Annotated in this window: 11 protein-coding genes; all 11 read left to right on the plus strand. The window is 51.5% G+C overall.

Going from position 1 to position 12,197, the window contains the following annotated elements:
- Nucleotides 1-8: 8 nt before the first annotated feature.
- On the plus strand, nt 9-965 hold the full coding sequence (locus tag IEX98_RS01795; RefSeq protein WP_188887221.1) for a phosphoglycerate dehydrogenase: 957 nt from the start codon (nt 9-11) through the stop codon (nt 963-965).
- A gap of 37 nt (nt 966-1,002) precedes the next feature.
- A complete protein-coding gene (locus IEX98_RS01800) occupies nt 1,003-1,941 on the plus strand; it encodes a shikimate dehydrogenase family protein (protein WP_188887222.1) in 939 nt (312 codons plus the stop codon).
- 36 nt (nt 1,942-1,977) lie between these two features.
- Nucleotides 1,978-2,550, plus strand: a complete 573-nt coding sequence (locus IEX98_RS01805; RefSeq protein ID WP_188887223.1) for a glucose-6-phosphate isomerase — start codon at nt 1,978-1,980, stop codon at nt 2,548-2,550.
- Nucleotides 2,551-2,554: 4 nt separating this feature from the next.
- Complete coding sequence (locus IEX98_RS01810) at nt 2,555-3,535, plus strand: aldo/keto reductase (RefSeq protein WP_188887224.1); 981 nt, start codon at nt 2,555-2,557, stop codon at nt 3,533-3,535.
- A gap of 147 nt (nt 3,536-3,682) precedes the next feature.
- Nucleotides 3,683-5,488 carry a sensor histidine kinase gene (locus IEX98_RS01815; protein ID WP_188887225.1) on the plus strand — a complete coding sequence of 602 codons (1,806 nt, stop codon included), beginning with the start codon at nt 3,683-3,685 and terminating at the stop codon, nt 5,486-5,488.
- Nucleotides 5,481-7,109, plus strand: coding sequence for a response regulator (locus IEX98_RS01820; RefSeq protein WP_188887226.1), 1,629 nt, complete (start codon nt 5,481-5,483; stop codon nt 7,107-7,109). Before IEX98_RS01815 ends, IEX98_RS01820 begins: the two co-directional genes overlap by 8 nt.
- A 102-nt stretch (nt 7,110-7,211) precedes the next feature.
- Complete coding sequence (locus IEX98_RS01825; protein ID WP_188887227.1) at nt 7,212-8,585, plus strand: ABC transporter substrate-binding protein; 1,374 nt, start codon at nt 7,212-7,214, stop codon at nt 8,583-8,585.
- An 82-nt stretch (nt 8,586-8,667) separates the two neighbouring features.
- Nucleotides 8,668-9,549 (plus strand): carbohydrate ABC transporter permease, encoded by an 882-nt coding sequence (locus tag IEX98_RS01830; protein ID WP_188887228.1) that lies wholly within the window; start codon nt 8,668-8,670, stop codon nt 9,547-9,549.
- Nucleotides 9,549-10,388: a carbohydrate ABC transporter permease gene (locus IEX98_RS01835; RefSeq protein WP_188887229.1), complete on the plus strand. Its 840-nt coding sequence runs from the start codon at nt 9,549-9,551 to the stop codon at nt 10,386-10,388. The genes IEX98_RS01830 and IEX98_RS01835 overlap by 1 nt, the downstream gene beginning before the upstream one ends.
- An 86-nt stretch (nt 10,389-10,474) precedes the next feature.
- Nucleotides 10,475-11,443: a phosphotriesterase family protein gene (locus IEX98_RS01840; RefSeq protein ID WP_229691934.1), complete on the plus strand. Its 969-nt coding sequence runs from the start codon at nt 10,475-10,477 to the stop codon at nt 11,441-11,443.
- Nucleotides 11,440-12,165 (plus strand): glucosamine-6-phosphate deaminase, encoded by a 726-nt coding sequence (gene nagB / locus IEX98_RS01845; RefSeq protein WP_188887231.1) that lies wholly within the window; start codon nt 11,440-11,442, stop codon nt 12,163-12,165. The genes IEX98_RS01840 and nagB overlap by 4 nt, the downstream gene beginning before the upstream one ends.
- The last annotated feature ends 32 nt before the right edge of the window (nt 12,166-12,197 follow it).

Here is a 12,197-nt window from a genome sequence, read left to right on the forward strand (position 1 = left end):
GTGAGACGATGCCGAAAGTGCTGATTACGCCAAAATCTTTCGCGAACTACAAAGCTTCCGTCTACCCGCTCATTATCGAGCAAGGCTATGACATCATTGAGAACAACTTGGGCCGCACGATGACCGAAGCGGAGATCGTGGAACAGGCTCGTGAAGGTGTGGTCGGCATCATTATTGGCGTCGATCCGCTGCCTGCCGAGGTGCTGGCGCAGTGCAAAGATTTGCGCGCCGTATCCAAATACGGCATGGGCATGGACAATATCGATCAGGACAAAGCCAAGGAACTGGGCATCCAGCTCCGCAACGCTGCGGGCTCTAACCATATTTCTGTTGCCGAGCATGCGATCGGCTTGTTGTTTGCATTAGCGAGGAACATCCCGCATATTGTGGCGTCCGTCAAGCAAGGGCATTGGGAACGCTCGATGGGCATCGAGCTGACGGGCAAAACGATAGGCGTAATCGGCGGCGGACAGATTGGCCGCGAGGTTGCGCTTCGGGCGAAAGGCATAGGCATGCAGCCTGTCATCTATGATCCGTTTCTGCGGGATGATTCGTTTCTGGAAGCGAACGGTATGGGCCGGATTCATCAGCTGGAGCTGCTGCTGGAGCAAGCCGATGTCGTGTCGCTTCATCTACCCTACACACCGCAGACAAAGCATCTGATCAATGAGGAGACGCTGGCTCGAATGAAGTCTTCGGCACTTCTTATTAATACGTCGCGGGGCGAGCTGGTCGATGAAGATGCACTGTATGCGGCGTTAACGAGTGGCGGTATCGCCGGCGCCGCGCAGGATGTGTTCTCTGTCGAGCCGCCGGAAGCGGGGCATCAGCTGCTGCAGCTCGACCGTTTTCTGCTTACCTCCCACACAGGCGCTTTCACGAAAGAAGCTGTCGCGCGAATGGCGACTTTATCGACGCAAAATCTGCTGGATATGCTGAATGCCCCTACCGAACAAAAGGCTTGAAACGACAATGACCCGACGGCTTGAAAGGAGCAACTACATGCTTAATTTACAAAAGGCTGAGCAGCCTACCCTATATTTCATCGGCGTGACGACGACGCAATCTTCCATTATGAAGCTGTTCCCGCTTTGGGCGGAAGCGCTGGGACTGAAGGATGCGGTCATTCGCGGCATCGACATCGGTATTCATGCCGACTCGGCCCTTTACAGACAGGCCGTGCAGTTTATTAAAGACGATGAACAATCACTTGGCGCGCTCGTGACGACGCACAAGATTGATCTCTATCATGCAGCCAAAGACTTATTCGATTACCTGGATCCGTATGCAACGATGTTCGGCGAGCTTTCCTGCATTTCCAAAAAGGATGGCAAGCTGGAGGGCTATGCGAAAGATCCGATTTCCAGCGGTCTGGCTTTGGAGGCTTTCGTGCCCCAGAACTATTGGCAGGAGCATGACGGCGAACTGCTCGTCATGGGAGCGGGTGGCAGCGCAATTGCCATCTCCGCCTATTTGCTGGATAAGCAGCGGGCGGGACGGCCAAGCAAGCTGATCGTGACGAACCGCAGCCAGCACCGGCTGGACGAAATTGAGCGCATAATGAACGAGATTGCGCCTGATGTGCCGGCTGCCTATCATTTGACGCCGCAAGCGAGCGCCAACGACGAAGTAATGGCGTCCGTTAAGCCGCATTCGCTCATCGTCAATGCGACCGGCCTTGGCAAAGACCAGCCGGGCTCGCCGATCACTGATGATGTTCTGTTTCCGCAGGACAGTCTCGTATGGGAGCTGAATTACCGGGGGGCTCTAGACTATTTGCACCAAGCGAACCGTCAGAAGGACGATCGCCGCTTGTACGTGGAAGACGGCTGGATCTATTTCATTCATGGCTGGACACAAGTCATTCAGGAAGTATTCCATCTGGATATCGCAGCCGACACCTTTGCAGAGCTGGAGCGCATCGCCGGAACCTTGCGCTGATTTCTATACAATTCAACGAGAATGGAGCGATTCATAATGGGCACCGTCCCTTTTTCCGCGCATTTCGATTTGCTAAACGGAGCATCCCAAGATTACGAACCGACGAAACGGCTGTTGTCCAAAATGTCTGGCATGTACGAGGACGCCGAGGCGCTGGCAGAGCTGGTTGCATCGGGAGACCCGCTCGTCTATGAGTTTTACGAGCTGTCGATGCCGGAATCGCCAAACGAGCTGCTGTTCGGAACGAGCATCGTACACCCCGGCAAAGTCGGACGTGAGTATTACATGACGAAAGGCCATTTTCACACCATACTGGATACCCCCGAGGTGTACTACTGTTTGAGCGGAGAGGGGTACATGCTCATGGAAAATCCCGAAGGCGAGTGGCAGGCCGAGCGCTTCGCTCCCGGGCAGGCGGTATACGTTCCGCCGCGTTATGCCCACCGCAGCATCAATACGGGATCGGTGCCGCTCGTTACCTTCTTTGTCTATCGCGCCGACTCCGGTCATGATTACGGGACGATCGAGAGCAAAGGCTTCCGCAAGCTGATCGTCGAGCAGGACAGCGAGGCTGTTATCGTCGATAATCCGAAATGGGAGGAGAGATAAGGTCATGCAATACAGCTACTTGGGAAGAACGGGGATGAAGGTAAGCCGGCTTTGCCTTGGCACGATGAATTTTGGCGTGTCGACCGACGAGAAGGAAGCCTTCCGTATTATGGACGAAGCGCTGGATGCCGGCATTAACTTTTTCGATACGGCGAATATTTACGGCTGGGGCGAAAATGCAGGTACGACGGAGAGCATCGTCGGCCGCTGGCTGGCGCAGGGCGGCAATCGCCGCGAACGGACGATTCTCGCGACCAAAGCCTATGAGAAAATGTCCGATCCGCTGGACGGGCCTAATGATGAAAAGGGCTTGTCCCTCTATAAAATTCGCCGACATCTCGAAGGCTCGCTCCGCCGTCTGCAAACCGATCATGTAGAGCTTTATTTCATGCATCATATCGATTGGCGAACGGGATGGGAAGAGCTGTGGGAAGCGCTGGAGGGTGTGGTTCGCCAGGGCAAAGCCGATTATATCGGCTCCAGCAATTTTGCCGGCTGGCATCTCGTCAAAGCGCAGGCTGCGGCCAAGGAACGCAAATTTATGGGGCTTGTTGTGGAACAGCATATTTACAGCCTGCTGAATCGGACGCCGGAGCTGGAGGTGCTTCCGGCCGCACAAGATCTCGGTCTTGGCGTCGTCGCTTGGAGCCCGCTGGCCGGGGGCGTACTTGGCGGCAATGCGCTGAACAAGAACATCAGCAACCGCACCGCGCAGCAGGCAGCCGTCATCGAGAAACACCGTGCAAGTCTGGAAGGCTTCTCGGCTTTATGCCGCGAGCTTGGTGAGAAGGAAGCTAACGTTTCCCTTGCCTGGGTGCTGGCGAATCCAGCATTGACCGGTCCGATCATCGGACCTCGCACTGTCGAGCAGCTGCGTGATACGATTCGCGCCACTCAAATCCAGCTTGACGCCTCAACGTTGCAGCGTCTTGACGAGCTGTTTCCGGGGCCGGGCGGCCCGGCTCCGGAATCCTATTCCTGGTAGTCCTGCCCTTGCAGCTGCAGGATTGTCCTGTACCAAATTAATAAAGAAGCCCGGTTCCTCCCAGGAATCGGGCTGTCTATCTTTTCAGAATCTAATTTGCGGAGTAAGCTATACGTACACTCGTAAGGGCGAAAGGGAGGAAGCGAAATGCTGGCCAAAATAAAAAACATCTATCTCGAGCTTCCAATCCGGTTCAAAATCCAGCTGTGGTTCATGCCGATGCTCGTCTTTACGGCTGCCAGCATCGGTTACGTCTCATATACGACCGCTTCCAATCAGGTATTGGAAAAAATCGCCCAAGCCCAAGACAACATTGCTTCGCAAACGATCTCTCATCTGGATTATTTAGCCAAAGATATTTATGACATTTACAGCTATCTTTCACTCTCCTCAGAGCTGCATGATGTGCTTTCACCGGATGCCAGCTACAATTCCGCGCAGATAGTCAATTCAATGATTAACCGGCTGCTCAGCACGCGGCAGTTTTTTCAGTCGCTGCTCATTTTCTCAGACAACTTCCCGACCATCAAATTCAACAGCCTGAACAATAATGAAATTATCGGCTATGACGAATATAAAAAAAGTGAAATATATGAGCATACAATAGACAACGTCATTAAAGGGGCTTGGGGCGTAGAGGAAGAGCCGCTCAAGCTGTTTATCGGCGATGCGCGCAAAAAAGTATTTTACAGCAAAGTGCTCGTCAATCCGGAAACGTTAACGCAAGAAGGACTTATGATTATCGGCATGACAGAGGCGGATTTCCGCAAATCCTTTGGCCCGAAGCGCGACAATGTCGAAATTGTCGTTATGAATGAATACGGTACCATTATGTCGGATTCGGACGGCATCTGGAGCGGACATGCCTTTACCGAGCTTCCCTATTACAATCAAATGCCGCTGGATCAGGTGGATTGGACGAGGCACGACAAACAATGGCTCATCTCGCATGCCTCGTCCTCGGCGACCGGCTGGCATGTGCTCGTCATCCAGCCGAGAATCGAGGAACTCCAACAGTTGAACAAGATCCGCTGGTTGACGCTTGGTTTCGTATTTATGATTATTCTCATCAACGTTCCGCTCAGCTGGGTGATCTCGAAGCTGTTTCTCAACCCGCTCAAGCGGCTGCTGAAATCGATGCGCGAGCTGCAATCCGGCGACTTCAGCCAATATGTCGATATGGAGCTACGCGATGAGATCGGACAATTAGGCCATGGCTACAACATCATGGTGACGAAAATCAAAGAGCTAATTCAAGATGTGTACGAATCCGATCTATCGCAAAAAGAAGCGGAGCTGCGCATGCTGCAATCGCAGATTAATCCGCATTTCCTATACAATACGCTTAATTCCATCACCTGGATGTCTTATCGCGAAGGAGCAGATAAGACTGCGGACATGATCCAGCGCCTGTCGGTGTTTTTCCGCTTCAATCTGAGTCAGGGCGCCGATATTATTACGATTGAGAAAGAATTGGCGATCGTCGAAAACTATTTATTTCTCAGTCAAATCCGTTTCGGCGACAAGCTGACGTATTCGATCGAAGTGGAGCCTCACCTCCAGCAAATTCGCGTACCCAAGCTGCTGCTGCAGCCGCTTGTAGAAAATGCGGTCGTTCACGGCATTGAGCAGATGGAGGGGCAAGGTTTTATCCATCTATTTATCTATGAGACTGAGAATGAGCTGGTGATGGAGGTTACGGATAACGGGATCGGCATCGCACCGGACAAGCTGGAGACGATGCGTGCTGCCATTGAAGCGAAGCAGCGATCAAGCACCCCGGAACATACGGATGGATTTGCCTTGTTTAACATGAAAGAGCGGCTGCGCAATTATTTCGGCGACGATGTCGCCATCGAGATTAACAGCAAGCTGAACGTTGGCACTTCGGTCAAATTAAAAATCGACCGGAGTCGTACAGGGATACAAGGAAAGGATGAACGGGATGCTTAAATTGTTAATCGTAGAAGACGAGGCGACATTTCGCGAAAGCATCTTAACGATGATCGATTGGGAGTCGGAGGGAATCCGTGTGCTGGGAACAGCCTCCAACGGCCGGATTGCGCTGGAAATGATGGAAAAGGAGCAGCCGGACATCCTGTTGACGGATATTCGGATGCCGCAAATGTCAGGATTGGCACTCATCGAGGAAGTATCCCGGCGCGGCTGGGATCTTGTCCCGGTCTTATTGACCGGATACAGCGAATTTGAATACGCACAGCAAGCGATCAAGCTTGGTGTGCTGGACTATATTCTGAAGCCTTGCAACCCGAAGCAGGTAAGGGAAGCGATTATGCGGGCCAAGCTGAAAATCATTTATTCCAGAAGTCAGCATCAGCAGGTAGACCGGCTGGAGCGGCAATGGAATGCCAACGTTCGGGCGATCAAGGAGGATCGGCTGATGAAATGGCTTCGTTCCGTCAAACCTCTTGATCCCGGGAAAATGGCGGCTGAAATCAAGGAATATGGTATTCAACTCGCAGATAAACCTGCATTGGTCATCGTTTTCCGGTTCGATAAGAAGGCGCTTAATGCTTTATCCTACACGGAGGAGGATCTTCCGCTGCTTCGTTATGCAGCTTCCAACATTATGGAGGAGACGATCGGCGAACGATTCGCCGGCCATCATGAGCTGCTGACGCTGGAGGAGCAATTTGTATTGATCGCCAACGTCCCGGACGGTCTGAAGCTGGAGGATTTCCATGACGGATTAGAGCCGATTCAGCGAAATTTATCGCAATTTTTGAAAGTAAGCATTAGCATCGGCGTTGGAGGCAAGCATCCGCTGACGCAGCTGCATGTCTCTTACCGCGAGGCGGAGGACGCGTTGTCCCGTCGTTTTTTTCATGGCAGTCAGGGCGTGTTCATGACGACGGAGACGGAGCATTCCGAACCTGATGCGAGCCGCAGGATGAAGTTTCAGGAGGATTTCGCCGATTTCGAGCTGCGCATCCGCGAATCGCTGGAGGCCAGCAACTATTCCGATTTCGTCATAGAAGTGGAAGAGTGGTTGAATGCGTTCAAAGAGCAGGAGCTGTCGATTCAGCGAATCCACTTGCACTCTTATGCGTTTATTAACGCTTTAATTAAGGAGATAAAAACGGCGAACGGGGAGCAGGCCAAGGAAGCGGTTGAGCAAATGGAGAGTTTCGCGGTTCAAGTACAGCGCCAGGAAACGTTTGAGGAGCTGTCCACGCTGCTCACCGTTGTCATTCAAAGGTTCGTCGAGTTTCGCCGGATGAAGAAGCTGCCGCATAAGACGATTCAGCATGTGCTGAATATGATCGAAGAGAAATATATGACCAACCTGACGCTGAAATCGATCGCGGAGGACGTTTTTATATCCCAATCCCATCTGTCGACGTTGTTCCGTCATGAAATGGGCATTAACTTTCTCGATTACTTGCATCAGTACCGGATCGAGAAAGCGAAGTTGCTTTTCAAGCAGGAGCAGGGAAAGGTGTACACGGTAGCCAAGCAGGTCGGATACTACGATGAAGCGCATTTTGTCCGCTTTTTCAAGAAATGGACCGGCATGCTGCCTTCCCAGTATAAAAAACAGAACGGCTTCTAATAAACATACAGCTTTACCGAAGAATCACAGGTTATCCCTTCCATAAGCCTCATTTATAATGAAGCTACAGCGCTGATGAAAGATATTAAGAGGAGGGTTCTTTTGAAAAAGTTACTTACTACGCTATCTGCAATTCTGGTGTTTACAGCCGTCGTTACCGCTTGCGGCGGAAACGCTGAAAAGCCGGCATCAAACGACGGAGCGAAGCCAACCAACACGGCAAATACAGAGAAAAAGCCGGATTCCGGTCAAAAGGTTGAAATCAAGTTTTTCAGCAACAATCCGGATCGCACCGGAGGCCAGGGTAAAGCGGAGCAATTGCTGATCGACCAGTACATGCAAGAGAACCCTAACGTAAAGATTACTGTGGAAACGCTTTCTCCCGATCCGCAATTTCAAGATAAGCTGAAAATTTACAACGTCTCGGGCGATCTTCCCGATGTCACGATGATGTGGGGCGGCGCGCGTTACCTGAGCCCATTTGTTAAAAACAAATCGCTGGTTGCTTTCACAAAAGAGGATTTTGCCGGCCAAGGCTTTATCGACGCCGCATTTGATTCCTTCACAATGGATGGCAAAATTTACGGCATTCCGAAAAACACGGACTTCCTCGTGGTTTATGTCAACAAAAAGGTATTGGCCGACAAAGGTCTTGAGCCGCCAAAAACGGAATCCGACCTGTTCAAAATCGCCGAGAAGCTGAAAGGCACCGACATCGTTCCAATGGCGCTCGACGGAAGAGACGCTTGGCCGCTGGCCCTGCTGTTCGACGCGGTTGTATCCCGTCAATCCGGCGGATTTGACGTCTACCACAAAGCAATTGATCGCACGGGCTCGTTTAACGATCCGGCTGTTGTCGCATCGGCGCAAAAACTGCAGGACATGGTGAAAAGCGGCGTGTTCGGCGACGGCTTCCTGAACCTCGATTACGGCGCGGCGCGCAACCTGTTTGGTCAAGGCAAAGCGGCTATGTACCTGATGGGACAATGGGAAATGGGACTGTCCACCGATGCCAACTTCCCGCAAGAAGTACGCGACAATATGATTGCGATTCCATACCCGGCTTCGGATGACGGCAAAAGCCCGACAACGGACCTGCTCGCTTGGTTTGGCGGCGGCTACAGCGTAGCCAGCACGACAAAAAATACCGACGAAGCGAAAAAATTCGCGATCTGGCTGTTCAAGAAAGAAAACTGGGCTAGAACGGTATGGCAAAACGGCATTACGTTCCCGGCACAAGCTTATGATGAGTTCGTAACGGGCAATGAAACACAGCTTCAGAAGGATTTGACGGAAATCTTGAAATCGGCCGATGAAATCAGCGGTGCGAATTCGCAGGACCGTCTCTCTGCTTCAACGTCCAAAGGCTACCTCGACTCCATCACGGAACTGCTGGCGCTCAAAACGACGCCTGAGAAATTTGCCGAAGCGATCGATGCAATTGCTGACAAATCGCATAAAGAATTGAATCCTTAAATCTAAAACAACAGCACCCATGGAGCAAAGCGGGATTGATAGTTTTGCTCCATTTTTGCAGAGAGAAATGGAAGTGACGGATATGAATAAACTATGGATGGACAAACGGAATATCGCCGTGTTGATTACGCCGGGGCTGCTGTTCATTCTCGGGCTGATCCTGTTGCCTATTCTGGTTGCCCTGTACCTTAGCTTCACCAATTACGATGGCGTCGACTACCAATTCCAAGGGTTTGACAACTATACACAACTGATCTTCCATGACCCTATATTTTGGAAATCGCTCCGGCATGCGGTCTTTCTCGGCTTAGCTTTCGTTCTCTTGCAGCATCCGCTTGCGATGTTCATGGCCATTATTACGCCGTATACGGGGAAATTCGAGCGGATATTACGGGTGGTCATTTTCATTCCTTCCATTATCTCCACTTTTGTTACGTCGCAAATGTGGGTCAGTATCCTATCGGTTCAATTCGGTCTAATTAACCGGGTACTGGGTCAAGTCGGCTTAGCTTCTTGGAGACAGGATTGGCTGGGCGATCCGTCCATCGCGATTATCTCCATTATATTTGTTGCGAGCTGGCAAGGCTTCGGTTACGCTTATCTGCTCTATTATGCAGGCATCAAGGGGATTCCTTCGGATCTATACGAAGCGGCCATTGTGGACGGAGCCAACCGCTGGCAGTTTAATACGCGCATTGTGCTTCCGCTTATGTCGCCGGTCATCCGCATTAATGTCGTGCTCGCGATTGTAGCCGGTTTCAAACAAATGGAAACTGTTTTCTTAATGACAGGCGGAGGTCCAGCCAACAGTACGCAGTTTCTGGCCACGTACCTGCATTCGAAAGCGTTCCGTGAAGGCCTGTTCGGATACGGCAGTGCGATATCTGTTCTGTTCGTTATCTTCTGCCTGCTCATTACACTAGTGATGAACCGCTTGTTGAAGAAAGATGTAGGTGAGTTCTAATGGTGACAACAACGAGTAAATTCATCGTAAAAGTCGTTCTCTATGCAGGATTGGCCCTTGTGGCGCTGGCTCAAATCTTTCCGTTGATTTGGATGTTTAACTTTTCGCTACTGAAGAGCGGGGATTTCTTCGGCAGCTATATTCTGAAGTGGCCGGAGCCTTTTCAATGGAAAAACTATTCCGATGCATTCAACTTCGGTCATGTCCCCGCCTACTTGCTGAACAGCATCATCGTCACGGTTGTCGTTATTGCCGTCACCGTCGTCGTATCATTAATGCTCAGCTATGTTATCGCAAGGATTGACTGGAAATGGAATAAATATTTGGCGGGGCTGGTCATGATCTGCATGATTGTACCGATATACGCAACGTTGCTGCCGAATTTTTTCATATTTACGAATACGAAATTAATCGATACGTATTTGGCCTTGATTTTACCGAATATTGCCTTTATGATTCCAATCAGCGTCTTTATTTTCATGGGCTTCATGCAGACGACGCCGCGGGCGATCGAAGAAGCAGCCGTAATCGACGGATTGAACTTGCTGGGCGTCGTATTCCGGATTATATTCCCGATCTCCAAGCCGGTTATCGCTTCCGTAACGGTGCTTACCTTCATGAGCACGTGGAATGAGTTCATTATGGCGGTGACCTATATTCGCAGTGATTCGTTCAAGACGCTGCCCTTCTCGCTCATCCAATTTACGGGACAATATGCTTCCAATTACGGCGCTCAGTTTGCGGTCATGACGATCATTGCGCTGCCGTCCGTGTTGCTCTACATGCTGTTTACGGAACAAATAACGAACAGCCTTACTGCAGGCGCGGTAAAAGGCTGATTTATAGGCAGGTGCTGTCCGGCGTGCAGTTGACTGCCAACGGACGGCTTTTTTTATTAGAACTTGAATGAATGGGAGGGACGGTTATGTCGATACACACCGTTCGCGGGACCGTGGACAAGCAGGAGCTCGGATTTTGCCACAGCCATGAGCATCTGTTTCTGGCAAAGGGGCATCCGTCGACGCTTAACCCGGCGCTTTGTCTGGACGATTATGAGAAAACGCTTGAGGAGCTGTTAACCCTTCGAAGCTGCGGAGGGCGTGCCGTTGTCGATGCCCAGCCGCTGGGCAGCGGAAGGGTGGAGGCTTGGCTGCTGCGGGTATCCATCGATGCGGACATGCACATAATCGCTTCCACGGGCTTTCATAAATTGAGCTTCTATCGGGACGGCCATTGGATTCACCGCTATAGCGAGAAGCAGCTGACGGAAGTGTTCGTTCATGAATTGACCGAAGGCATGTACACGGGAACAGATCTTGGCGAGCCGGGCCATTGTATCGGTGCAAGGGCAGGCATTATTAAAACAGCGATGGATGCACAGCGGATGAACGATCCGGACAAAAGATGGTTTTACGCTGCTGCAGAGGCTGCTATCCAGACGGGAGCTCCAATTCTATGTCATATCGAATCGTATGACGAGGCCGATGAGCTAGTGCGACTGTATATGGATCGGGGTGTTCCGGCGGACCAGATCATCGTATGCCATCTGGACCGCAAGCTGGATTATCCGGAGCGGCACCGCAGGCTGGCAGAGCTGGGCGTATATTTGGAGTATGATACGATTGCTCGCTACAAATATCATGGTGACGCGGAAGAGGCGGAGCTGATCCGCCAGATGATGGATTGGGGGCTGGAGCGGCAAGTGCTGCTAGGTTTGGATACAACCCGCGAACGGATGAAAAGCTATGGCGGTTCCATCGGATTAGACTTTATTTCAGTCAGCTTCCTGCCTTTATTGCGGCAATACGGAGTGAGTGAGGAACAGATTGCAAGTATGATGATCGGCAATCCGGCAAATGCGTTTGCATGGCGGGAGGCGGGGAGAGGCGCATGAACGTATTGACGTTTGCTACTAATGAGGAGTTATCCGCTTATGCGGCTGATTTCATCACCGATATGGTGCGGGCGAAGCCAGATGCCGTTCTAGGATTGGCAACGGGCGAGACGCCGATCGGCGTCTATGAGCAGCTTGTAGCAAGGTATCGGGAGGGGCGGGTCAGCTTCCGTCAGGTCAAAGCCTTTAATTTGGATGAGTATGCGGGTTTATCGCAAGGGCATACGCAAAGCTATCAAGCTTATATGCATAAGCATTTGTTCAGCGGCATCGATTTGCCGCTAGAACAAGCGTATATTCCGTGTGGCAGGGCGGATGATCGTTGGGGTGCAGCCCGCGATTACGACCGTCTGCTGGATGAGGCGGGACAGCTGGATTTGCAGCTGCTGGGAATCGGCCATAACGGTCATATCGGCTTTAACGAGCCAGGGGAGGAACTGCATGCCCAGACCCATGTTGTTAGACTGAAGGAGGAGACGAGAGCAGCCAACTCCCGTTACTTCGAATCGCTGGCGGAGGTTCCTGAATATGCAATAACGATGGGCGTCGGCCCCATTATGAAAGCGAGGCAGCTGCTGCTCATAGTCCGCGGCGAGGATAAAGCTGCTGTGCTGAAGAAGGCACTGCTTGGTCCGATCACGACACAGTGTCCAGCCTCACTGCTGCAGCTTCATCCGCAATTGACCGTTTTGCTCGATGAAGGTGCTGCTAAAGAGCTCTAATCGTTCAAGTTTATAAGGCAAACCACGCTTGG

It is taken from the genome of Paenibacillus radicis (ex Gao et al. 2016) (assembly GCF_014641555.1).
GTDB classification, from domain to species: domain Bacteria; phylum Bacillota; class Bacilli; order Paenibacillales; family Paenibacillaceae; genus Pristimantibacillus; species Pristimantibacillus radicis.